The sequence below is a fragment of the Deefgea sp. CFH1-16 genome (assembly GCF_016881365.1).
Taxonomy (GTDB): Bacteria; Pseudomonadota; Gammaproteobacteria; order Burkholderiales; family Chitinibacteraceae; genus Deefgea.
This window is the reverse complement of the sequence record NZ_WLYT01000001.1, coordinates 755,326-778,893: the sequence shown is the minus strand read 5'-3', so window position 1 is coordinate 778,893 and position 23,568 is coordinate 755,326. Positions and strand designations below refer to the sequence as shown.

Sequence of the window (23,568 nt, the reverse complement as noted above, 5' to 3'; positions counted from 1 at the left end):
AATAGTTTTGTTATTAAAAATAAATTTTTTAATAAAAAGCGCGCTTAACATTTATGATAAGCGTGCATTTTATATTTAATGCATAAATTAGATTGGTTGAAAATTAAACACCTAGTTCTTCCACCCAATTTAGAGCTTGCACATGTGATCGGTTAAGCATTTCTGGAGTTATTTGTAATTGCTCACATAGTCTTGGTACTTCGGCCATCTCAGGATCTTCACAGGCTTCAGCTAGCTCAAGAAATGGACCGTAGATTCCGGTGTGTTCCATTAATGCATCGGTGACAGTTTCAGGCAAAATTAAAGTTTCTAAAATTTTATCCATTGGCATATCTAGTAATACATCAAGTAAAGAAAACATCCCAACAATAAATAAATTATCTTTATCCTGCCCATCGAGTAGATGTGAGCCTAATAATTCGACTAATCGACCACGTGTAACTGCCGTTTTCAATAAAGCAGGTGGCGTACCAGTGTCCGCTCCAGCTGTTACGAGTAATAGCGTAAGCCAGCGATATAGTTTTTGGTATCCTAATATAGTTACAGCATGGCGAAATGATTGAATTTCACAAGATAGTCCAAAACCAGCTGAATTGATGTAACGAAGAAGTTTGAATGAAAGAGCTACATCTCTTTTAAGTGCATTTTCGATATCTCTAATTTCAGCATTGTTACGTAACATATTTAAAAGTTGTAAAATATTTGCGTAACCTGGGTTAATTACTTTGGCTGATAAAGTTTCTGGATGTGCAAAATAATAACCTTGAAAACAATCCATCCCTATGTCAAAGCACTTCGTGAATTCTTCTTTGGTTTCAACTTTTTCAGCAACTTGAAGCAATGGAAAACGGCGTAATTCCTTCGATAAAATAGGAACTTGCTCCATTCCTAACTGCTGGATATCTAATTTAATGTAATTAGAAAATTCAATCATCGATGCTGTTTGAGGAGTCAGAACAAAGTCATCTAGTGCAATGCCAAAACCTTGTGCACGCAGATCACGCAAACGATTTAATAAATCTTCAGTGGGCTGTGTGGTTTCAACAATTTCTAAAATTACGCGCTGAGGTTGTAATAGCTCTAAAAAATTACTTTCAAGCATTGATTCTGCGACGTTAATAAATGCTAGTTTATTGCCAACTAGCCAATCTGTGCCCATATTGGATATTGTATTTACCAATACGTTTGTGCCTGCATGCATATCACTTGAAAATTCAGCGGAAACTGCCTCTTGATTTAAGCGAAATAATAATTCATAGCCAATAATTTGTTGCTGACGATTCAGTATGGGTTGACGTCCAATAAATGCATGTTCTTGCGTCATATTCTGGTAACAGGCTAAATGCCATGCTCCTAGTTCGTTGGAATAGTTTTATGTCAATTTTTATTAAATTAAACAAATTGCTCGATAAAACGAGAGGTTTTTATTGCTGAATTTTCTGCTGTATCAGATGCCAATAGATCTTCCATATCAAGGACTAAGACGATTGAGCCATCTCCTGATAAGGTTGCTCCTGCGACTCCTTTCGGACGAATGTTTTGTAATGGTTTGATGACTACATCATCTCTTCCAATAAAGCTGTCTACAGCTAAAATAAATGAATGCTCCGCAGATTGCATTAATACGCCAAATTGAGGTAATTGAACTTCTTCCCAGCCAATTAAATTGGCTAGTGAGCGTACTGATAAAATTTCGTCACGAACGACGATTGTTGCTCTTCCTGATACTTCTTGTACATGTTCTTGACGAATAGTAATGATCTCTCTAACCATTGCTAGTGGAACGGCAAAAGGCTGATCGCACACTTTGACAACGAGTACAGGTAAGATCGCAAGCGTCAGTGGCAGAGAAATAGTGAAGCGAGATCCCTCACCCACTGCAGATTGAATATCTACACGCCCATTTAGCTTTTGAATGTTCGTTTTTACGACATCCATTCCAACGCCGCGACCTGATACGCTTGAAATTTGATCTTTAGTCGAAAAACCGGGAAGAAAAAATAAGCTGTAAGCTTTGTTTGTCATCTAGGCTATTTGCCGTTTCGATATCAATTAAACCTTTTTCAATGGCTTTTCGACGTATTACATCTGGGCGCATACCTCGCCCATCATCAATAATTTCAATTCGAATGTGATCGCCAACTTGAGTTGCGGTTAGTTCAACAACTGCTTTGGCGGGCTTGCCGCTAGCAATGCGCTCTTCAGTCGTTTCAACGCCATGATCAACTGCATTGCGTACTAAATGTACTAATGGATCATTAAGATCTTCGAGCATCGTTTTGTCGAGCTCAGTTTCTTCACCTGATATCACGAGCTCTACATCTTTCCCCATTTGGCGAGCTAAATCACGAGCCAGGCGTGGGTATTTTTGGAATAAACGACCTATTGGCTGCATCCGTGTTTTCATTACGGCATTTTGTAAATCACCAACGAGTAAGTCGAGCTGACCAATAGCTTCATCAAGCGCTTTGAGCGTAATGCTATCCATTTTTCCAGACATAATGTCTGCACGCAAAGTGGTGAGCCTGTTTTTTGTCAGGCCAATTTCACCGGATAAATTTAAAACTTGGTCCAAGCGAACTGTGTCGATTCGGATGGTTGTTTCTTGAGTCGCAAGTTGTTGTGTATTGCCTTGAGGTCGTGCGTTGGTTGCCGCAGCAGCAGGTTTTAAGCTTTGCATCGGCTCTAGTATTGCCGTGGTTGGAGCCAAGATTTCTCTATGCTCAACGCTGATTACTTCAACATCTCTTGATAATGGCTCGGTAGTCACTTGAGTTGTTACCTCTTTGTCATCAAGTAAGACATCGTACAAGTTTTTCCAGTCATGATCGGACTTGTTGTCCGTGGGGACGACAGCTGTATGTGTGCTTGCTGGGGGTTCTAATGCAGGAGATGTATTACTACTTTTTCCTTCTAGCACATCGTCTAAAGCTTTGAGTAGTGCAGGGTCCGCTGGTGCAGGTTGACGGCCTTGGGACATCTCACCAAACATTTCACGGACGACACCCGTTGCCGCTAAAATTTCGTCCATAATTTCTGGGTTTAGCGTGAGCTCGGCATTACGAAGTTTATCAAAAAGATTTTCTGTTCTGTGGCAAAGACTCACCATGGAGTCGACATTTAAAAAGCCAGCGCCACCTTTAATTGTATGGAAACCGCGAAAAATATCATTGAGTAACGCTTTATCATCAGGGCGTTTTTCTAGCTCAACTAACTTATTATCGACTTCAGATAAAAGCTCTGAAGACTCAGTTAAGAAGTCCTGTAATAGGTCTTCCATTCCGCCGAAAACACTCATGATATACCCCTTATGCGCGGTAATAAGACTTAGAAACCGAGACTTTCCAAGAGGTCATCAACCTGTTCTTGGTTAGTAACAATATCGGTTCTTCCTTCTGTTGTGATAACAGGGCCATTTAATAGGCTATTTTCGTCTACTTTATTCGTTCCTTGCGGATTAAACATCAGCAGAAAATCAAGCAAATGGCTTTCCATATCTTTTGCCATCGTTAAAACACGTTTGATTACTTGTCCAGTTAAATCTTGGAAGTCTTGTGCCATCATGATTTCAAGCATCTGTGTACTAACTTCGTCTGATTGTTTTGCTGTATTTGATAAGTGTGTTCTAGTGTTTTCAACTAATGATTTAAATTCATCAATACTAAGTTCTTTATTGAAAAATCGATCCCATTGTTGAGACAATTTTTTCGAGCTTTCGGTGATGTTATCTTGTAGTGGCTTGGCAATATCTAGCGCATTGAGAGTACGTTCTGCTGCTTGTTCTGTCATTGTCGCAACATAGGATAGTCGATCTCGCGCATCAGGGATCGATGCAGCAGCAGATTCTAACGACTTATCTAAACCAAGCTCACGCAATGTGTCATGTAGTTTGCGTGTAATTTGACCAATGTGTGAAAACATTGATTTGGCAGGCTCCGCCATCAATGATTGTGTGTCTTCTTGGTTATTGGTTGAGTCTACCGAGGCGACTGGTGAGGAAACTTCTACTTGGCTTGATTCCAAAATGCTATCAAAAAGCGCCTCAAGGTCTGGGGAGTCCCCATTATTTAGTGCATTATCGCTCACAGTGCCTCCTACTGATTGTTATCATGTCTTGTGAAAAATTATTTTGCCATGTTGACAAAAATTTTCTTCAGCTTTTCATCCAGTGTGGCTGCTGTAAAAGGTTTCACAACATAACCGCTTGCTCCGGCAGTGGCTGCTTCGATAATATATTTTCTTTTTTGGCTTCAGCAGTCACCATCAATACTGGTAGATGTTTAAGTTGAGCATCGGCTCGAATCGCTCTTAATAATTCAATACCGGTCATATTGGGCATATTCCAATCTGTCACTACAAATTCAAATTGACCATTTTTTAATTTATGTAGTGCTACTTGCCCATCTTCTGCTTCATCCACATTGGTAAATCCAAGCTCCTTTAGAAGATTTCGGACGATGCGACGCATGGTAGAAAAATCATCTACCACGAGAAAACGCATGTTCTGATCTGCCATAACTTAACTCCAGCTGCGTTATCGCAATTGATATACGCATATAATTATTTTATTACGAAGACGTTGATTTAGCCTTGGCTACTCAACATCGGGGAAAGAGTATCGGCTAAAATGAGTGCATCAAATTTAGCAACATAAGCATCGACACCAACACTTGCACCCATTGCACGATTTGCATTAGATGAGAGAGAAGAGTGCATTACCACTGGAATACCTTTAAAAATCGATGGTCAGATTTTATATATTTAGTAAGGACATAACCATCCATTTCAGGCATTTCAGCATCTACTAATATTAATTTTAGTTTGTCTCGCAAATTTTCGCTATCATGAACTGCTCTATTAGCTAAATTCTGTAGTTTATCCCACGCTTCTTTACCATTATTGGCTTGATGATACTTAATTCCTATTTTGTCGAGAACACCAATAATTTCTTTGCGTGCAACCATTGAGTCATCAACAAAAAACATAAATGTATCTGGATTTATTTGTGTTGGTGGCAGCTCTGGAATTAAAGGCTCGCCAATTACGGTTGCTAAAATTTGTTCAACATCGAGAATGGAAACCAATTTACCATCAGGCAATTCAGTAATTGCGGTGATCAAAGCTTGATTTCCAGCTAGCATTGTTTCAGGGGCGCGTACCTTATCCCAGTCAACTCGAATAATTCGATCAACATCATGAACTAAAAATGCTTGAGTATGTTTTGAAAACTCAGTCACAATCATCGTACTTGATGTATCACCAACTGGTTCCTCATGCGTTGCAATAAATCGAGCTAATGAAATGACTGGGATAATGTTCCCGCGCAAAGAAAGAACACCTTCAACACCATGCGGCATATTTGGCGTTTTAGTTATTTTGGGCGTTTGCGAAACTTCACGTACCTTAAATACGTTAATTCCAAAAATTTCTCGTGTACCTAAGGAAAAAAGCAAAATTTCCATTTTGTTAGATCCCGCAAGCTTTGTGTGCGAGCATCGACGGTATCAAGTAAGTTAGTTTGTTGTGGTTTGCTCATAAGTCACCTCAGCCTGGTGTTTTTGCGATTATTCGCGGCGCAAAAAATTTGTGATACTTTCTGATAGTTTATGGGGCTCAAATTTCGCTACATAACCATCAACCCCAACAGATTGTCCTAGCTTTTGATTAGAAAGACCTGATAGCGAGGAGTGCATCAAAACAGGGATACCTGCAAAACGAGGATCACTTTTAATTTGCTTGGTGAGCATGTAGCCGTCCATTTCTGGCATTTCAACGTCGGTTAATACCAAGTGCAACAAATCTTTAACCATTTTTCCTTGCACTTCAGCAGACTTGGCTAGCTTAAGTAAATCCTCCCATGCACGTTTACCATTTATTGCGTGCATATGATGTACATTCATTGCATCTAAAGTTTGTTCGATTTGGCTACGGGCAACTAAGGAGTCATCAGCAAAAAATACGGTTTTATGACTGATGCTTGAGTCACAAATGACTGCTGCAGTGTCAATGATGTTGCTTTTTTGGGTTGTCTCAGCCAACACTTTTTCAACATCGAGCATCATTACCAGCTTTCCGCTCTCTAATTCTGTTACCGCTGTGACTAGTCCCCCCATCTGCATGGTGAGCATATCAGGGGGAACTCGCATGACTGACCAATCTAAGCGTAAGATTGTATCGACAGCTTCCACTAAAAAGCCTTGTGTATGTCCATTGTATTCTGAGACAACCATAATCTCAGGTTTGCTTTCTGTCGCTATGCCGGCGTATTTTGCTAAATCAATAACAGGAACCAATACTCCTCGTAAGCTAACCATGCCTTCTACTGATGATGGCATATCAGGTGCCTGAGTGATTTCTGGCGTTCTCATTACTTCTCTAACTTTAAAGACATTAATGCCAAAAGTTTCTCTTCTGCCTGATCTTTGATCCAGGCCCAAAGTAAAGAGTAATATTTCTAATTTATTGGTCCCTGCCAATTTCGTACGGGCGTCGATATTTTTTAGAAGGTCTGACACGACTTTACTCCCAGAGGCTACGGGTGATTGAATATAGCATTATCGGCCTAGAGCTCTAAATATAAAGCCTTAAAACCAATTTATTTTAAAAAGTCTTATTTTTCAAGCTGCTTACAGAATTTGTTTTTTTGTTGGCTAATTAGTAATCTAAAATCTTTATAATGCATAACTATGCTGACGACAAGAGTGTTGCCTAATGAGTTTAAACCAAGAAGCCATTGATCCTAAGAATTTAGAGCAGGCTTTTGCTTTATTTACTGCTGCATCAGAGCAATTATCAATCGCCTATGCTGAATTACAAGATCAGGTTACTACTCTTACTGAGCAGCTAGAAGTGGCCAATGGTAATCTACGGCGTGAATTTGAAGAGAAGTCAGCATTGTCGCGACGCTTAAGTTTGCTACTAGATCGATTGCCCGCTGGGGTTTTAGAATTAGATCAAGACGGTGATGTATTGACGCAAAATGCTGCGGCAAAAAAATTATTAGGACGTAGTGATTACCGGTTTAATTGGCTTGATGTAATGGCCGAACAAATGCAAGCGACAGATGAGCCTGGCGTTTTGGAGTATCAAAATGGGGCCAATGCACATCACCTTCTTTTGGAAGAGGTTGATGTGCCAGAAGAAGGGATTCGTTTGGTTTTATTGCATGACGTGACCACTGCTACAGAAATGCGCCGTGCATTAAGTCGGCATCAGCGTTTAGTTGAAATGGGAGAGAGATGGCTGCTGGCTTGGCGCATCAATTACGCACACCATTGGCAACCTCGCTTCTATATAGTGGCCATTTAGTTCGGGAAGAACTAAGCAGTGACGATCGCATTCGATTTGCACAAAAATCATTAGAGCGCCTCCGGCATTTAGAGGTCTTGATTCAAAATATGTTGCGGTTTGTACGTGGGCAGCAGCAATTTACAGAGCGCTTAGAAGTCGGTGGCATATTGCTTGACGCAATCCAGCATGTGCAACCTCAATTTGATGCTAAAAATGTGGCTCTGATTTTGATTCGGCCGAATATTCCGGTATGGGCAAAAGTGAATGCCAGAGAGTTTTCTGGTGCGATTGCAAATTTGCTTGAAAATGCACTTCAGGCATCAGTATCGGGGCAGGAGGTGCTCTGTAGTTTAACTGTGGGTGTGTCTACATTAGAAATTGAAATTAAAGATTTCGGTTGTGGTATGTCTGAAGCGACTTGCGTTCGACTGTTTGAGCCTTTTTTTACCACACGTAAAGATGGTACTGGTCTAGGTCTAGCAATTGTGAGAAATTTAGTGTCTTCTTATGGTGGCGGGGTTAGTGTTGAATCTAAGTTAGATTTTGGTAGTTCTTTTAAGATTCGCTTGCCACTAACGACAGCTACAACTAAGGTGTGAAAGTGGTTGAGGATTTAGTTTGGCACTTATATCGGCCTGATAAATTTTCGGGTTTACTGTGAATATATTTACTACAAGTTATAAGGTTAATTACGTATGACACCTACCGTGCAAATTGAGGGTAACGTTGGCCGCGTTATTTTATCGGGGCAGTTTGATTTCAGCGCGCATCGAGAGTTTCGGCAGGTTTGCGAGTCTTTGATTGCAAATGCAGAAATAAAAGAGGTGCTGGTTGATTTTCAAAATGTCAATTATTTAGATAGTTCTGCGCTTGGCATGCTTTTACTTTTAAAAGAGAAAATTTCGGCTGCCAGCAAAAGTTTAGCACTGGTTAATTGCCGTGATACGGTAAGCAGGTACTTGAAATTGCATGCTTTGGTAAAATTTTCACCATTAGGTAATTTGCATGAAAATCTTGGTTGTAGATGATACTGAAGCAATATTACTGCTCATTTCACGGTTTGTAGAAGCCTTGGGTCATAAGGCAATATTGGCTAGAAATGGGTTAGATGCGATTGAGCAGTGTCGTTTAGAACAGCCAGATTTGGTTTTAATGGATGTCATGATGCCGATCATGACTGGCCCTGAAGCTGCGATTATTATTAAAGCTGAATCGGGAGAACGCTGGGTTCCTATTGTTTTTGTCACTGGGATTGGTGAGGAAAATGCACTTGCTGATGCAATTGAGCGAGGTGCGGACGACTATATCAATAAGCCAGTCAATTTTCGAGTATTAGAAGCAAAACTAAAAGCTTTTGGGCGTACTTTAGAGCTAAATAGAAAAGTCAGAGAGCAGTCCGAACGGCTTGCTGACTACTATGAGAACGCTGAAGAAGAAAAACGAGTTGTTCGGCATTTGATGGAGCAGTTAGTCAATTCGGAACGACTGTCAGATCCCCAGTTGCAGTATTTGCTATCGCCTGCAGAGAGTTTATCGGGTGACTTGATTGCTTCTGCTCGTACGCCAGGGCAAGCATTGCATGTCATGCTTGCCGATGGGATTGGGCATGGCTTAACTGCTGCATTGAATGTACTACCACTCACGCAACCATTTTATAGCATGACTGAAAAAGGTTATGCGATCAGCGATATTTTATTAGAAATGAACGATAAAGTTCGGCAGGTTTTACCTGTTGGACGTTTTGTTTGCGTTACTTTGATCTCTATTGATGAAACCACCGGATGTATTGAGATCTGGAATGGCGGCATGCCTATGGTTTATCTGGTCAATGAACAAGGTGATGTAGTTTCTGAGTGTCGATCAAAGAACTTACCGTTAGGTATTATTCCGTCACATTCTATGGATTTTTCTCCAGAAAGATTTTATTCGAATGGCACTGGATATGTAGTGGCGTGTTCGGATGGTTTGATTGAGGCTAGAAATCAACAAGGCGAAGAGTTTGGTATTGAGCGTTTGCTACAGCTATTGAAAGAAAAATCGAATTTAAAACCGATTGAATACTTTCAAGAAATCTTCCTAAATTTTTTACAGCAAGAAAAGCATCATGATGATGTTTCTTTAGTTTTAGCGAGTTTTGGAGCCAATCCAAATCGTGATTTAAAAATTAATCATCATTCGTCTGAAGATATTAGCCAGTTATTAACTGCTGATTTTGCAACAGGAAATCAAAGTACTTGGCGATACAATTTGGTATTAACTGCTGAAGAGTTGCGCTATGTAAATACGATTCCTTTTATGATGACGTTTGTTAAAGAAATAAAGTCCTTGGCTAGTTCGCAATCAGATGTTTTTTTTTAATATTGACCGAACTGTTTGTTAATGCCGTTGATCATGGCCTACTTGGTATGGATTCTCGAATGAAAATGAATCCCGATGGCATGGAAAATTATTTAACAGAGCGGGTGCGCCGTTTAGCCGCGCTCGAAGAAGGACGAATAGAAATTGATTTGATGGGCGTATTGCTCAGAGGGCATGAAATTTTACGCATCCGTGTTAAGGACAGTGGCGAAGGATTTGACTGGTCGCGTTCTTTACGTGGCGGTGATACCGTTGATGCTATTCCGGAGTTTACATTTGGTCGTGGAATTTCACTGGTTAAAGCACTGGCATTACGAGTTAATTATGTTGGTATTGGAAATGAAGTCGAGGTTTATTACGCTCCTCAAGAAATTTGACTGCGTTTAATTACGAGTTAATTTCAAAATTCTGTCTTTTGTATTTTGTTGTGTCTATAAATAATCAGATCGGTCTTGGGTTTTTTTCTTGATTCATTTGAGTTATGGATACGCATGTCACATCGTCAATTGTTTTGGCTCCTTCTTTTTGCCTGCGGATTTCCGATCAGCCTGCTTTATTTAGAGCTAGATGTTCAGTGGTTTGCGCTGCTGATGGCCGTCATTTTTCCTGCAAGTTTGTACACGTTATCTCTATTTTAAGTCCAAAGTTTGGTTTGAGCGCAAACTCTGATCAGCGTATTAATGCGCCTAAATTTGCTGATCAGCAGCAAATTCACTTGGCAAGTCAGGAACAACTGATTTTGGCTGAAGAAGAAATACAGCAGGTCATTGCAATCTATAGCGATGCAATACCTAACTTATTGGCTGGCTTTACTTCAATGGTTGAAAAGTCTCGATTGCAGCGTGATATGGTTGCGAGGCTGCTGCAGGCTGAGGCCGATCATAGCGGACTTGATTTTCAGAAATTCGTCTTAGAAACCTCCGAAATTCTCTCGCGATTTGTTGATAGTGTGGTGCATAACTCGAGTGCAGCAATGAGTTTGGTCGACCAGATGGAGCAAATCGGTGCACAAGTCACCAGTGTATTATCAGTTCTTGGTGAGATCGAAGGTATCGCAAAACAAACCAATTTACTGGCCCTGAATGCCGCGATAGAGGCAGCTCGAGCGGGAGAGTCTGGCCGAGGATTTGCGGTTGTTGCTGATGAAGTACGAACCCTTTCGATGCGAACGAATCAATTTAGCTCGCAAATTAGAGACAATATACAAAACATTCATGCATCTGTTTCTGGGGCCGAAAATGCAATATTCAAGCTGGCCTCTCAAGATATGAATTTTTCATTAGAGTCCAAACTTCAAGTCGAGCATACCTTAGTCGAAATTCAAAATTTGAACCAAACCGTTGAAGATACAGTTCAACGCCTTGGACTTGTCGCACAACAAGTTGAGCAGCAAATTGACCAAGCGGTTTGTTCTCTACAATTTCAAGATTTAACACATCAGTTGCTACTTCATGTGCAAAGCCGTGTTCATGAAGTACAGGATATTCTGCAAAAACTTTCTGCAATCGACAGCGATTTGTCTATATTAAATTCAGGATTCGATGGTGGAGCTGAAATGATGTCGGCTATTTACACTCAGGCTATGCAAACTGAGCGCTGCGCTGCAACGTAACCCTGTCGCCCAACAAAATATGAATAGTGGTTCAGTGGATTTATTTTAATCGCTCTGCATTCTTTAAAAGTTAAGGGAAAACAAGATGGCTAAAAAAGTTTTGACTGTGGATGATTCAACGTCGATACGGCAAATGGTCGCCTTTACTTTAAAAAGTGCCGGCTATGAAGTGGTTGAAGCTGCCGATGGGAATGCTGGGGTAGCTCAAGCTAAAAATCAGCAGGTTGATCTGATTTTGACTGATCAGAATATGCCAGGTATGGATGGTTTAACTTTAATCCGTACTGTCCGTGCATTACCTCAGTATAAAACGACCCCCATTTTGATGTTAACCACTGAATCAAGCGACACCATGAAGCAAAGTGGGCGTGCAGTAGGTGCGACAGGCTGGTTAGTAAAACCGTTTGATCCACAAAAATTACTTGAAGTGGTCCGTAAAGTCATTGGCTAATTCACCAGTATTCAGGAGTAAGCAATGACCATAGATATGAGCCAGTTTATTGCGGTTTTTTTTGATGAGGCTGCCGAGCATTTGGCCAGCCTTGAAGCATTACTGCTAAAGCTTGACGTAGAAAATCCGGACCCTGAAGCCTTAAATGCCATTTTTTTCGTGCTGCGCACTCCATTAAAGGTGGCGCTGCTACATTTGGATTTAATGACTTAACCGAAGTCACTCATATCCTTGAAAATCTGCTAGACCGGATTCGTAAACAAGAAACGCAACTACGTCCTGAAATGGTGGATGCATTTTTGCGTGCTGGTGACGTATTGCAAGATATGCTTGCCGCCCATCGAGGGCAGGGCGACGCCGATGAAATAGCCATTCAGCAAATTACGCATGAATTAGCCAGTTTTTCCAATGAAGACAAGCCGTCGCTTGCTTTAGAAGGCATGTTTATTGAAATCGCCGCTGGTGAAATTTTTGATATCAACAATTTAATTACTGGCCTAGCTCGGTATGGCGAAGTCTCTAATGTTGAACATGGCGATAATGAGCGCCCCTGGCGCTTGAAGGTGGCAACAGAACAATCCGCTGAAAATATACTGGACTCCATTGCGTTTTTAATTTCACCGGAGCGTATTTGTATACACAACGGACAAAATCAAATTGATAAAGAAATTGTAAAAGTTACTGATGTAAAAAATAGCCAAGATGGTGCCTACGGTTTTTTTGAAGATGCTGTCGCAAGTGAGCCTGCCGCAAATGAAGGCTATGGATTCTTTACTTCAGAAACAACGCCAGAACCCACTGTACTCTTAGAAGACGGAGAAGGGTTTGGCTTTTTCACTGCCGTTGCCGCCATTGTGCCTGAGCCCCCTGCAATAGAAGCCCCCGCGATTACTGAGCCAGCAAATCGCCGCAATAGTGATCGAACTGTAATTGATAAAGGGGCTGAAAAATCAACAGTCAGTGATAAATCAGATTCCTCAATACGCGTGAGTGTTGAAAAAGTAGATCAACTTTTAAATTTGGTCGGCGAATTGGTGATAACTCAATCCATGCTGGCACAAAATGCATTATTACTTGATCCCGTGGTGCATGAAAAATTACTTTCCGGCGTTGCTCAACTCGAACGCAATACTCGGGAATTACAAGAATCCGTCATGTCCATTCGGATGATGCCAATTTCATTTGTATTTAATCGTTATCCACGTTTAGTTCGAGATTTAGCCAGTAAGCTCAATAAACAAGTTGAGCTACGTATGATTGGCGAAAATACGGAATTAGATAAAGGTTTTATTGAGAAACTATCTGACCCAATGACGCATTTAGTTCGAAATAGTTTAGATCACGGTTTAGAAACCCCAGAAGTTCGCTTGGCGAAAGGAAAACCTGCGCAAGGTAATTTGACGCTGAAAGCATTTCATCAGGGCGGCAATATTGTTATCGAAGTCAGTGATGATGGCGCAGGCCTGAATCGAGAACGAATTTTATCTAAAGCCAGAGAGCGTGGATTTAATGTTAATGACAATATGCCTGATTCTGAAGTATGGATGCTCATTTTTGAAGCTGGATTTTCTACCGCCGAACAAGTCACTGATGTTTCTGGGCGTGGCGTGGGTATGGATGTGGTACGAAAAAATATTCAATCTATGGGCGGGCGAATTGAAATTCAATCGATGACGGGAATTGGCTCAACAATGAGTGTACGTTTGCCATTAACGTTAGCAATTTTGGATGGCATGTCGATATCTGTTTCGTCTGAGCTGTATATTATTCCGCTGACTTTTATTGTTGAGTCTTTGCAACCAAGAATGGTTGATATCAAAAGTATGGCTGGTCGTGGAAGTGTCATTAATGTTCGTGGTGAGTATTTACCGCTAATTGCTTTATATGAAGTATTTAATCTGCCAACGGAAGTCAAGTCGTTCGAAGATGGCATTGCGATTATTTTAGAGGCGGAAGGGCAAAAAATAGCTCTATTTGTTGATGATTTATTAGGTCAGCATCAGGTCGTGGTTAAAAATTTAGAAACAAATTATCGCCGGGTTGCCGGTGTGGCTGGTGCAACCATTATGGGTGATGGACATGTTGCATTTATTTTAGATATCGCTGTTTTAGTACAAATGGCCCAACAAATAACAACGCCATATTTAACGCAGATGGCTGCATAGGAGCAAATGATGTCAGAAAATGAGGTCAACCGCGAGCTATTAGTTTTTGCCTTAGGCAAAGAAGAATATGGTATTGATATATTAAAGGTCCAGGAAATTCGGGGCTACGATGCGGTAACTAGTATTGCAAACTCGCCAGTGTTTATTAAGGGCGTTATTAATCTTCGTGGGAATATTGTTCCGATTGTAGATTTAAGAATTAAGTTTGGACTTGGCAATGTCGTTTATGATCAATTCACCGTCGTTATTATTATTAATGTTTCACAAAGAACCATGGGTATTGTGGTTGATGGTGTTTCTGACGTTATGACATTAGCCAGTGATCAATTACGTAGCGCTCCTGAGTTTGGTTCGGCATTAGATACGGCTTATATATTAGGTTTAGGTACTGTAGAAAATAGAATGATTATTCTGGTTGATATTGAAAAAACTCATGACGAGTGCTGACATGGCGCTTGTTGAAGCTATTGCAGCATAAGGAGATTCCAATGAACAATATGACTTTACGTAAATGCCTGGTGTTGGGGTTATCTGTCATTGTTTTAGTTTTTATTGCTCTGGCATGCATTACCTATGGTGCAAGCAGCAAAACAATTTCCCAAACTAATGTACTAAAAAATCAGTACCTGCCTCATCTGATTGGTAGTCAGGATTTGATGAATGAGGTGAATGGCGTTACTAGGGCGTTGCGTAATATGCAAATTATTGGCAATGCAACACCGGAAGATAAAGCAAAAGCAGACGCCGAATGGGAAAGGGTCTTAAAATCGAAAGTCGTTATCGATAAAATTTTTGCAGAGGCGGAAGAAAATGCAAAAATAAATGAAGATAAAGGTGCCACCAAATATTTAGATAATGTCAAAGAAAATCGCGCTAATTTTCATGCCGCTCAGCTTAAGTTTAAAGCGTTATTTGACTCTGGTGATGTCGCAGGTTCAAGAATTTATGTCATGGGTGAACTACGAGATTCTTATAATGCATATCGTGATGAGGTATTAGAATTTATAAAAATTCAACAGAAAAATGTGTTGGATGATGCTGCTACCCTTAATTCAAGCTCTGAATCAATAAAATTATTAGTCTTGATTTCAGCAATAATTGGTGTCGTTTTAGTGATCGGTGTTGGCTGTTTATTATTACGAAAAATCAAAACCCAACTTGGTGGGGATTTAGAAGCTGCTCAACAGGTGGTGGATAGGATCGCACAGGGTGATTTAAGCGCCGAAATTTTAGTCGCTAATCATGATACCTCGAGCTTGATGGCGAAATTGCAACAATTGCAATTAAAACTACGTGCAGCAGAAATTGCATCAGTTGAAAATGCACGTATTAAAACGGCATTGGATTCGGTATCTACTAGCGTGATGATTGCTAATGCCGATCGTAATATTATTTATTGCAATCGGGCAGTTGAGCGCTTGTTGCAAAATGCAGAGGCTGATATTAAAAAAGATTTGCCTCAATTTAATGCCCGCCAAATTATTGGTACCAATATCGATGGCTTTCATAAAAACCCAGCGCATCAGCGCGGTATGTTAGATCGCTTAAGCAATGAGCATCGAACCAGTATTGTTGTTGGTGGCCGTACTTTTGCTTTGATTGTAAATCCGGTGGTGAATGAGAAAAGTGGTCGTGAAGGTTATGTGGTTGAATGGTTGGATCGTACTGAAGCACTTGCTGCAGAATTGCGTGAACAACAACTGTCCAATGAAAGTGCACGTATCTTAGGTGCGCTGGAAGGTACATCGGCCAATGTGATGCTCGCGGATGTGAATCGAGTGATTGTTTATATGAATAAATCAGTGATTTCGATGTTGTCTGGTGTGCAAAATGATTTACGTAAAGTATTGCCATCATTTGATGTTTCTAAATTAATTGGCACCAATATTGATACCTTCCATAAAAATCCAAGTCATCAATCGAGTTTGTTGGCTAATTTAACCAGTACCTATGTTTCACAAATTACCGTGGCAGGCAAAACATTTAAATTAGTCGCAAGTCCAGTGTTTGCTAAAGACGGCGTGACACGATTAGGCTCGGTTGTTGAATGGATTGATCGTACGCAAGAAGTTGCTGTTGAGCTTGAGGTGGGTAGCTTGGTTGACGCAGCGGTGAATGGTGATTTCACACGGCGTGTTGATCCTACTGGTAAAGAAGGCTTTATGCTGAAATTGGCCGAAGGGATGAATCAGCTCGTTGAATCCAATGAGGCGGGTTTAAGCGATGTAGCGCGCGTCTTGGGGGCTTTAGCCCAGGGCGATCTAACGCAAAAAATTACCGCCGAATATCGCGGCTTATTGGGGCAGTTGAAAGAAGACTGCAATACCACCAGTGAGCGTTTGGCTGAAATTGTCGCCAATATCAAAGAAGCGGCATCCACCATCAATGTGGCGTCGCAAGAAATCGCCGCAGGGAATAGCAATTTGTCGAGCCGGACTGAACAACAGGCTGCAAGTCTGGAAGAAACGGCTTCGAGCATGGAAGAGCTTACCAGCACAGTGAAACAGAATGCTGAAAATGCCCGTCAAGCGAATCAATTAGCCATCGGTGCTTCTGATATTGCGGTGAAAGGGGGCGATGTGGTTGGCCAAGTGGTGTCAACCATGGCAGACATTAATGATTCGGCGAAAAAGATTGTCGACATTATTTCGGTGATTGATGGCATTGCGTTCCAAACCAATATTTTGGCACTGAATGCCGCAGTTGAGGCCGCGCGAGCTGGCGAGCAAGGGCGTGGTTTTGCGGTGGTTGCCTCCGAAGTGCGTAATCTGGCGCAGCGCTCGGCTGGTGCTGCCAAAGAAATTAAAACTTTGATTGGCGACTCGGTACTCAAGGTAGAAGCGGGTTCTAAATTGGTGGATCAAGCTGGGCATACGATGCAAGATGTGGTCGGTGCGGTGCGCCGTGTGACGGATATTATGAGTGAAATCTCGGCAGCTTCTAGCGAGCAAAGTGCAGGTATTGAGCAGGTCAACCAAGCAATTACGCATATGGATGAAAATACCCAGCAAAATGCCGCCTTAGTTGAAGAGGCCGCCGCTGCGGCAGAAAGTCTTGAAGAGCAGGCAAGTAACTTAACGCAAACCGTGGCTATTTTTAAGTTAGGGGCAGAGCAAGCGTCTCATCGTCCAGCTGTCGTTCGATCACCTAAAGTCGTTCATTCTGCGCCATCGGCATCCGTTGCGAAACCAACTAGTAAGGCGCCACCACGCTCTGCACCACCTCAGTTAGGAGGGGATGATGCAAATTGGGAAGAGTTTTAATTAAATAAAAAAAGACAGTGCAAGCCAAAGAGAGATACTTCTTTGGCTTGACATCGATTTCAGTCGTTAACCGTCGAGCTCTGGTGGTCTCTTTTTAGTTTGCTCGGTAAATTGCCGCAACGGTTCAGAATGGCTCTTGCGGCTTTCTATTCTTCATTTTGCCTAGAATTTTGTGATGGTATTTGCTTCTAGGCATTGATTATCAATGGCTTTGATCATATACGTAGGTTTAATTATGGTTTCAAATTCGCCGCTAAGTGATCCCCATGAATTTAGTTATTCCACTGCAGATTTCAACAAGGTTGTGCAGTTGATTTATCAGCGTGCTGGTATTCGCCTCAATGATAGTAAGCAGCAGATGGTGTATAGCCGTCTGGCTCGGCGCTTACGCGCGTTGAATATGACTTCATTTTCTCAGTATCTAGCTCAATTAGAAAAAGATGCAGATTCAGAAGAATGGCAGCAATTTACTAATTCGCTGACGACGAATTTAACTTCGTTTTTTCGAGAGTCTTATCATTTTGATATGCTGGCGCAGCAAATGAAAAAAAGCGCAGCCAAGCCATTTCGCATATGGTGTTCTGCAGCCTCTACTGGAGAAGAGCCTTATTCTTTGGCGATGACAGCGATTGAGGCCTATCAAAGCAACCACCCCAACGTTGAAATTGTCGCTTCGGATTTAGATACGCAAGTTTTAGCCACAGGGGCAACTGGGATTTATACCTTAGATAAATTAGAAAAATTATCCATGGAGCGAAAAAGAGCCTTTTTTTTAAAAGGAAAAGGCAGTGATTCTGGCAAGGTACGCGCCAAAAAAATATTACGTGAATTACTCGAATTTCAACAAATTAATTTATTAAATGATACCTGGCCTTTGCAGGGGCATTTTGATGCTATTTTTTGTCGAAATGTGATGATTTATTTTGATCGGCCAACCCAAAAAGTCATTTTAGAAAAAATGGGACATTTGTTAAAAACCAGAAGGTCATCTTTATGTCGGCCATTCGGAAAATTTACAATTTTTATCTGATTATTATGCTTCTTGTGGAAAAACAACGTATCGCTTAACAGAGCATGCGATTTCACAATGGGGACACCGCTAATGTCAAATCACCTTTATGAAGAGGTTTTGGCACCCACTCTATATTTTGATAAAAATTTTGATATTGAAGCGGCAAAGATATTACCCGGTGAATATTATGTTACTGGCCGTGATATGTTGCTGGTGACGGTGCTGGGGTCTTGTGTTGCCGCTTGTATTCGTGATCCCGTAACTGGGATTGGCGGCATGAATCATTTTATGCTGCCTGAGTCTGCAGAATCGATGGCGACGGTGAATGGCTTATCCACTCGTTATGGCACATATGCCATGGAGATTTTAATTAATCAATTGCTCAAGCAAGGAGCAAAAAAAACGCGGTTAGAGGCCAAGGTATTTGGCGGTGGTAATGTGTTACGTGGCTTCACTGTCTCTAATGTGGGGCTAAAAAATTCTGAGTTTGTAAAAAGTTTTTTATCTTTAGAGCGAATTCCAATTGTTGCTGAGGATTTGTTGGATATATATCCACGCAAAGTTTATTTTTTTGCGCAAACAGGCCGGCGTTTTAATTCGGAAATTAAAAGAAGTTCATAACAATACGATTGTAGAGCGAGAAAAAAGCTATGGCGCTCGTTTGACACATATTGATGATGGTGGCGATATTGAGTTGTTTACTTAAGCCTTAAATCATTATTTTTCTTGCATCATTGTCTCTCATCCAAGTACCTTTATGCGCTTTCTTATTATTTGAGTGCATAGCATAAAACTTGGACGAGTACTGAACTCAATGCGCTAGGGAGGCCTGAATGGGGCAAAAAATCAAAGTAATTGTCGTTGATGATTCTGCATTGATGCGAAGTCTACTGAAAGAAGTGATTGATACTGCACCAGATATGGAATGTGTTGCAGCAGCTCCTGATCCACTGATTGCCCGAGAAAAAATTAGGGAACTCAATCCAGATGTCATTACACTGGACGTAGAAATGCCGAAAATGGATGGTTTAGATTTTTTGGCTCGTTTAATGCGCTTAAAACCAACGCCGGTACTGATGATCTCCTCATTGACTGAAAAGGGTTCAGAAGTGGCATTACGGGCGCTTGAATTAGGTGCTGTTGATATTATCGCCAAGCCAAAATTAAATATTGCGCAAGGCATTCAAGATTATGCAGAAGAAATTAGAGAGAAAATTCGCATGGCGGCAAAGGCGAAAGTAAGTGCATTATCTCAGCCGCATATGGCGGTGAATTACACTGCAGATGCGGTCTTGTCTAAAACGGTAAGACCGCTGATGAAGTCAGAAAAATTAATTATTGTTGGCGCCTCAACTGGCGGCACTGAAGCATTAAAAGAGTTTTTAGTGCCAATGCCACCGGATGCGCCGGGGATCTTGATTGCACAGCATATGCCTGAGATGTTTACCAAGTCTTTTGCCAATCGTTTAGACACGCTGTGCCGAATTACGGTAAAAGAAGCGGAGCACGGAGAGCGTGTTTTGCCGGGCATGCCTATATTGCGCCAGGGCACTCGCATCTTTTGCTTGGCATATCCGGCGCAAATTATGTCTGTGAGCTGTCTCAAGCGCCGCCGGTGAATCGGCATCGACCTTCGGTGGACGTATTATTTAGATCGGCCGCGAATGTTGCTGGGCGGAATTCAATCGGTGTTATTTTGACCGGAATGGGCAAAGATGGTGCGGTTGGTATGTTAGAAATGCGGGAAGCTGGCGCACATAACTTTGCGCAAGACGAAGCCAGTTGCGTGGTCTTTGGCATGCCCAAAGAAGCCATTGCCGTGGGTGGTGTGAATGAAATTGTCAGTTTGAAAGATATGGCGCAAAAAGTATTGTCATGGTTGGCGAGCAATGGTGGCAGAGCGCTTAGGATTTAAAAAGGAAGGACATGGCTTTACCGGTATTAATTGTAGAAGATGATGATGCCCTGCGAGAGGCATTGCTTGATACGCTTGAATTGGGAGGATATCCAGCATTGGCTGCCGAAAATGGTTTGGCGGCTTTAGAGTTATTAAAAATACATCGGGTCGGTATGGTCATTTCCGACGTGCAAATGCAGCCGATGGATGGCGATACCCTTCTGAAAGAAATCAAAGCGCAATATCCTTGGTTGCCGGTGATGTTGATGACGGCTTACGGCGTCATTGATCGCGCGGTCTCTGCGCTGCATGCCGGCGCTTGCCATTACTTACCCAAGCCCTTTGAACCGGATTTATTGTTGGCGCAAGTGGAAAAATATCGCCTGCCTGATATGGAAGGGGACGATGTGTTGGCCGATGCGCCTGCGATGCGCCAGTTAATGGCTATTGCACGACGAGCGGCGATGGCCGATGCCTCGATTATGTTGACTGGGGAATCGGGTGTCGGTAAAGAGGTCATGGCGCGGTATATTCATCGCCACAGCCCTCGGGCGAATAAACCATTTGTGGCGATTAATTGCGCCGCGATTCCAGAGCAATTACTTGAATCAACCTTATTTGGTCATGAAAAGGGTGCTTTTACTGGAGCAGCAAGTCATCACATTGGTAAGTTCGAGCAGGCGCAAGGCGGTACTTTATTACTCGATGAAGTGACAGAGATGCCGTTGGCATTGCAGGCCAAATTACTGCGGGTGTTGCAAGAGCGAGAGTTGGAGCGCGTCGGTGGCGTGAAATCGATTAGCTTGAATATTCGTATCTTGGCCACTAGCAATCGTGATTTAAGCCTTGAGGTCAAAGCTGGGCGTTTTCGCGAAGATTTATTCTATCGTTTGAATGTATTTCCTTTGCGTATTCCAGCGCTACGCGAGCGCTTGGAAGACTTAATCCCTTTGGCACGATCTATGCTTTCTACGTATTCAGTTGCCTACCAGCGCCGCTTACCTAATTTGACGCCAGCTGCAGAGCAAGCGCTGAAAGCGCATCGCTGGTTAGGGAATATTCGTGAGTTAGATAATGTGATTCAGCGGGCTTTAATTTTAGCGCCAGGGGATGAAATTGCCGTCGAGCATTTGTATTTGCCATCGGATGCGGCAAATACTGCCGCTAGTTTGAGCGATTGCCAGACAGCCGAAATCAATACCTCCTCTGGCAATATTAAAGACATGGAAAAAAATCTAATTCTTGAAGCATTGAAGTCAACGCAAGGGGTGAGGAAAGCCGCTGCAGAGAAATTGGGGATGAGCGAGCGAACTTTGCGCTATAAATTGGCACAATACCGTGAACAAGACGGAAATTTACCGATTTGATGCGACAAGGCGCAGTATTTGCTTGCCGCCATCGCCATGCGCCCCTACAATTTTGCCAAGAAGGATAGGTAGTTATGAGCGTGCAAGGAATAGATCAGGTTCTCGGCGAATTAAGGTCGATGTCTGCTTTAGCATCTGGTCAGCCAGTAGCGAAAGTAGCTGAAGCAGGGGCGCCTGATTTTGCCGAGTTACTAAAACAATCCATCGACCAAGTGAACCAAGTCTCGCAAGGCGCACAAGCTCAACAAGCAGCTTTTCAGTCGGGCGATTCGGACGCGAATTTACAAGATGTGATGGTTTCATTGCAAAAAGCCAGTTTGAGTTTTCAAACCATGGTGCAAGTGCGCAATAAGTTAGTGACTGCCTATCAAGAAGTGATGAATATGCAGGTATAAACCTGACACCTTGAAAATCGGTAAGGTATGGCAGAAGCGGGCGTCGCGACAGATAACACCATAGTTAGGGCAGGAAATTTCGGTGGGCTGCGTCAGCGCTTCAGCGAGATGCCTGCTGGGCGTAAAATGTTGGCCATGGTGATGGTGGCCATTATTGTTGCGGCAGTTGTGGGGTCGTTGCTTTGGTCACGCGAACCGGCTTATCGCATCTTATTTACCAATTTGCCGGATAAAGACGGCGGTGCTGTCGTCCAGTCTTTGCAGCAGCTCAATATCCCTTATAAGCTAGACGCTGGAATGATTTCAGTTCCCGCAGAAAGAATCTACGATGTACGGCTCAAACTCGCTGCGCAGGGTTTACCTAAAGCGGCCAATACCGGTTTTGAGTTAATCGACAATCAGAAATTTGGTGTTTCTCAGTTTACCGAGCAAGTCAATTATCAACGTGCGATCGAAGGTGAGTTAGTTCGCTCGATTGAGAGTATTTCTTCAGTAGAAAAAGCCCGTGTACATTTGGCAACGCCAAAGCAAACCGTATTTTTGCGCGACCAACAAAAGCCATCGGCATCGATTGTGCTGACCTTGCATCCTGGCCGCGTGCTCGATGGCGGGCAAGTCGCTGGCATTATCCATTTAGTGTCATCGAGTATTCCCGGTATGCCGGTGACCAATGTGACGGTGGTCGATCAAGATGGCAATTTATTATCGCGTTCAGCAGACCTGAATAAGGGCACCTTAGATCAGCGCCAGCTGCAGTATGTCAATACCGTTGAAAGAGGTTTTGTTGAGCGACTGGAAACGATTTTGGCGCCGATTGTCGGTAAAGGGAATGTTCGTGCCGAGGTAACGGCGCAGCTCGACTTCTCTGAAATCGAACAAACCTCAGAAACGTATCGCCCGAACTCGCCGCCCAATGCCGCCGCAATTCGTAGCTTGCAATCTTTGGAGCAAGCCGGTAAATCGAGCGAAGAGATGGCGATGGGCGTGCCGGGGGCATTATCTAATCAGCCGCCAGGCGCTGCACTCGCACCGATTACGGCGCCGGTTGCCTCGGGAGCGAGCGCGATATTGCCAGCAACGCAAAGTAATTCGCGCAAAGAGGCGACCACTAATTTTGAAGTGGATAAAACCATCCAACATGTGAAGCAGTCGGTTGGCTCGATTAAGCGCCTTTCTGCCGCTGTGGTACTCAATTACAAGGCTGGCAAAGATAAAGATGGCAAGTTGTCGTATGTGCCATTCTCGCCGCAAGAAATGCTACAGATTAACAACTTGGTGCGTGAAGCGATTGGGTATAACAAAGAGCGTGGCGACTCGGTGAATGTGGTGAATGCCGCTTTTGCAGAGTCAATTCCTTTGGAAGAAAAACCATTGCAAGATCGCGCTTTAAATTATGTGCAAAACAATGGCCCCGACGTCTTAAAAGCGGTTGTGATTTTAGTGGCGGTCATTTATTTACTCTTCTTTATCGTTCGACCGCTGATGAAAGACATCACGCGTTCTCGTGAAGAAGCCCGCACCACCGAGCTTGATTTGGGGGATATGCCTGCGGGTGAGCATTTCTCGCCAGATTCGAAAGGGCAGGCGAGTGAGAGCGATGACGAACAGCAGAAAATGTCTGCCTTTGCTGACTTACTGCAACAAGCCAAAGAGTTGGCCAAAAATGATCCACGCATGGTCGCTACGATTTTGCGTGAATGGATGATGGTTAATGCGGAGAAATCCGACCCCAATAAAATGTCTTAGGAGTGCATCTAG

General features: G+C 42.5%; 19 protein-coding genes and 5 pseudogenes. 18 read left to right on the top strand and 6 right to left on the bottom strand.

What is annotated here, in order from left to right; all coding sequences use genetic code 11:
• Window positions 1–103 precede the first annotated feature (103 nt).
• From GKO28_RS04110 to GKO28_RS04085, 6 genes and pseudogenes are all read right to left on the bottom strand, one after another.
• Entirely contained in the window at window positions 104–1,324 is a 1,221-nt protein-coding gene (locus GKO28_RS04110) for an EAL and HDOD domain-containing protein (protein ID WP_182075448.1), read from the bottom strand.
• 68 nt (window positions 1,325–1,392) lie between these two features.
• A pseudogene (locus GKO28_RS04105) lies at window positions 1,393–3,298 on the bottom strand (chemotaxis protein CheA).
• A 29-nt stretch (window positions 3,299–3,327) separates the two neighbouring features.
• A complete protein-coding gene (gene cheZ, locus GKO28_RS04100) occupies window positions 3,328–4,086 on the bottom strand; it encodes a protein phosphatase CheZ (RefSeq protein ID WP_182075447.1) in 759 nt (252 codons plus the stop codon).
• A gap of 38 nt (window positions 4,087–4,124) precedes the next feature.
• A pseudogene (gene cheY, locus GKO28_RS04095) lies at window positions 4,125–4,501 on the bottom strand (chemotaxis response regulator CheY).
• Window positions 4,502–4,584: 83 nt separating this feature from the next.
• Window positions 4,585–5,536, bottom strand: a pseudogene (locus GKO28_RS04090) (chemotaxis protein).
• A 28-nt stretch (window positions 5,537–5,564) separates the two neighbouring features.
• Entirely contained in the window at window positions 5,565–6,515 is a 951-nt protein-coding gene (locus GKO28_RS04085; RefSeq protein WP_173532168.1) for a chemotaxis protein, read from the bottom strand.
• A gap of 196 nt (window positions 6,516–6,711) precedes the next feature.
• Between GKO28_RS04085 and GKO28_RS04080 the strand changes: the two genes are divergently transcribed.
• The 18 genes and pseudogenes from GKO28_RS04080 to fliF all read left to right on the top strand — a co-directional run bounded on the left by GKO28_RS04080 (window position 6,712) and on the right by fliF (window position 23,556).
• Window positions 6,712–7,308 (top strand): hypothetical protein, encoded by a 597-nt coding sequence (locus tag GKO28_RS04080; RefSeq protein ID WP_182075446.1) that lies wholly within the window; start codon window positions 6,712–6,714, stop codon window positions 7,306–7,308.
• Complete coding sequence (locus tag GKO28_RS04075; RefSeq protein ID WP_203563897.1) at window positions 7,251–7,889, top strand: sensor histidine kinase KdpD; 639 nt, start codon at window positions 7,251–7,253, stop codon at window positions 7,887–7,889. Before GKO28_RS04080 ends, GKO28_RS04075 begins: the two co-directional genes overlap by 58 nt.
• A 96-nt stretch (window positions 7,890–7,985) precedes the next feature.
• Window positions 7,986–8,318 (top strand): STAS domain-containing protein, encoded by a 333-nt coding sequence (locus tag GKO28_RS04070; RefSeq protein ID WP_247646368.1) that lies wholly within the window; start codon window positions 7,986–7,988, stop codon window positions 8,316–8,318.
• Entirely contained in the window at window positions 8,296–9,648 is a 1,353-nt protein-coding gene (locus GKO28_RS04065) for a PP2C family protein-serine/threonine phosphatase (RefSeq protein ID WP_182075444.1), read from the top strand. Before GKO28_RS04070 ends, GKO28_RS04065 begins: the two co-directional genes overlap by 23 nt.
• 47 nt (window positions 9,649–9,695) lie before the next feature.
• Window positions 9,696–10,025, top strand: coding sequence for an ATP-binding protein (locus GKO28_RS04060; RefSeq protein WP_247646367.1), 330 nt, complete (start codon window positions 9,696–9,698; stop codon window positions 10,023–10,025).
• Between the two features lie 104 nt (window positions 10,026–10,129).
• Window positions 10,130–11,260: a methyl-accepting chemotaxis protein gene (locus GKO28_RS21090; protein WP_182075442.1), complete on the top strand. Its 1,131-nt coding sequence runs from the start codon at window positions 10,130–10,132 to the stop codon at window positions 11,258–11,260.
• An 85-nt stretch (window positions 11,261–11,345) separates the two neighbouring features.
• Window positions 11,346–11,711: a response regulator gene (locus tag GKO28_RS04050; protein WP_182075441.1), complete on the top strand. Its 366-nt coding sequence runs from the start codon at window positions 11,346–11,348 to the stop codon at window positions 11,709–11,711.
• A gap of 24 nt (window positions 11,712–11,735) precedes the next feature.
• A complete protein-coding gene (locus GKO28_RS19210; RefSeq protein WP_247646366.1) occupies window positions 11,736–11,924 on the top strand; it encodes a hypothetical protein in 189 nt (62 codons plus the stop codon).
• Window positions 11,885–11,992: pseudogene (locus GKO28_RS22155) on the top strand (Hpt domain-containing protein); the annotation flags it as partial. The gene GKO28_RS19210 and the pseudogene GKO28_RS22155, both read left to right, overlap by 40 nt.
• An 18-nt stretch (window positions 11,993–12,010) precedes the next feature.
• Entirely contained in the window at window positions 12,011–13,876 is a 1,866-nt protein-coding gene (locus GKO28_RS04045; RefSeq protein ID WP_247646365.1) for a chemotaxis protein CheW, read from the top strand.
• 6 nt (window positions 13,877–13,882) lie between these two features.
• Window positions 13,883–14,323, top strand: coding sequence for a chemotaxis protein CheW (locus GKO28_RS04040; RefSeq protein WP_247646362.1), 441 nt, complete (start codon window positions 13,883–13,885; stop codon window positions 14,321–14,323).
• Window positions 14,324–14,364: 41 nt separating this feature from the next.
• A complete protein-coding gene (locus GKO28_RS22640; RefSeq protein ID WP_374220709.1) occupies window positions 14,365–17,139 on the top strand; it encodes a methyl-accepting chemotaxis protein in 2,775 nt (924 codons plus the stop codon).
• A gap of 205 nt (window positions 17,140–17,344) precedes the next feature.
• On the top strand, window positions 17,345–18,169 hold the full coding sequence (locus GKO28_RS04030; RefSeq protein ID WP_247646359.1) for a CheR family methyltransferase: 825 nt from the start codon (window positions 17,345–17,347) through the stop codon (window positions 18,167–18,169).
• Window positions 18,170–18,181: 12 nt separating this feature from the next.
• Window positions 18,182–18,772, top strand: a complete 591-nt coding sequence (gene cheD / locus GKO28_RS04025) for a chemoreceptor glutamine deamidase CheD (RefSeq protein WP_247646357.1) — start codon at window positions 18,182–18,184, stop codon at window positions 18,770–18,772.
• 212 nt (window positions 18,773–18,984) lie between these two features.
• Window positions 18,985–20,066: pseudogene (locus GKO28_RS04020) on the top strand (chemotaxis response regulator protein-glutamate methylesterase).
• Window positions 20,067–20,077: 11 nt separating this feature from the next.
• On the top strand, window positions 20,078–21,415 hold the full coding sequence (locus GKO28_RS04015) for a sigma-54 dependent transcriptional regulator (protein ID WP_182075440.1): 1,338 nt from the start codon (window positions 20,078–20,080) through the stop codon (window positions 21,413–21,415).
• 74 nt (window positions 21,416–21,489) lie between these two features.
• Window positions 21,490–21,810, top strand: coding sequence for a flagellar hook-basal body complex protein FliE (gene fliE / locus GKO28_RS04010; RefSeq protein ID WP_182075439.1), 321 nt, complete (start codon window positions 21,490–21,492; stop codon window positions 21,808–21,810).
• A 27-nt stretch (window positions 21,811–21,837) separates the two neighbouring features.
• Entirely contained in the window at window positions 21,838–23,556 is a 1,719-nt protein-coding gene (gene fliF / locus GKO28_RS04005) for a flagellar basal-body MS-ring/collar protein FliF (RefSeq protein ID WP_182075438.1), read from the top strand.
• The last annotated feature ends 12 nt before the right edge of the window (window positions 23,557–23,568 follow it).

Bases quoted from the DNA above. Each gene is read 5' to 3' on its own strand.
- fliE (WP_182075439.1), top strand. From the start codon at position 21,490: ATGAGCGTGCAAGGAATAGATCAGGTTCTCGGCGAATTAAGGTCGATG.
- GKO28_RS04015 (WP_182075440.1), top strand. From the start codon at position 20,078: ATGGCTTTACCGGTATTAATTGTAGAAGATGATGATGCCCTGCGAGAG.
- GKO28_RS04040 (WP_247646362.1), top strand. From the start codon at position 13,883: ATGATGTCAGAAAATGAGGTCAACCGCGAGCTATTAGTTTTTGCCTTA.
- GKO28_RS04060 (WP_247646367.1), top strand. From the start codon at position 9,696: ATGGATTCTCGAATGAAAATGAATCCCGATGGCATGGAAAATTATTTA.
- GKO28_RS21090 (WP_182075442.1), top strand. From the start codon at position 10,130: ATGGATACGCATGTCACATCGTCAATTGTTTTGGCTCCTTCTTTTTGC.
- GKO28_RS04070 (WP_247646368.1), top strand. From the start codon at position 7,986: ATGACACCTACCGTGCAAATTGAGGGTAACGTTGGCCGCGTTATTTTA.
- GKO28_RS04065 (WP_182075444.1), top strand. From the start codon at position 8,296: ATGAAAATCTTGGTTGTAGATGATACTGAAGCAATATTACTGCTCATT.
- GKO28_RS22640 (WP_374220709.1), top strand. From the start codon at position 14,365: ATGAACAATATGACTTTACGTAAATGCCTGGTGTTGGGGTTATCTGTC.
- GKO28_RS04050 (WP_182075441.1), top strand. From the start codon at position 11,346: ATGGCTAAAAAAGTTTTGACTGTGGATGATTCAACGTCGATACGGCAA.
- fliF (WP_182075438.1), top strand. From the start codon at position 21,838: ATGGCAGAAGCGGGCGTCGCGACAGATAACACCATAGTTAGGGCAGGA.
- GKO28_RS04030 (WP_247646359.1), top strand. From the start codon at position 17,345: ATGGCTTTGATCATATACGTAGGTTTAATTATGGTTTCAAATTCGCCG.
- GKO28_RS04080 (WP_182075446.1), top strand. From the start codon at position 6,712: ATGAGTTTAAACCAAGAAGCCATTGATCCTAAGAATTTAGAGCAGGCT.
- GKO28_RS19210 (WP_247646366.1), top strand. From the start codon at position 11,736: ATGACCATAGATATGAGCCAGTTTATTGCGGTTTTTTTTGATGAGGCT.
- GKO28_RS04110 (WP_182075448.1), bottom strand. From the start codon at position 1,324: ATGACGCAAGAACATGCATTTATTGGACGTCAACCCATACTGAATCGT.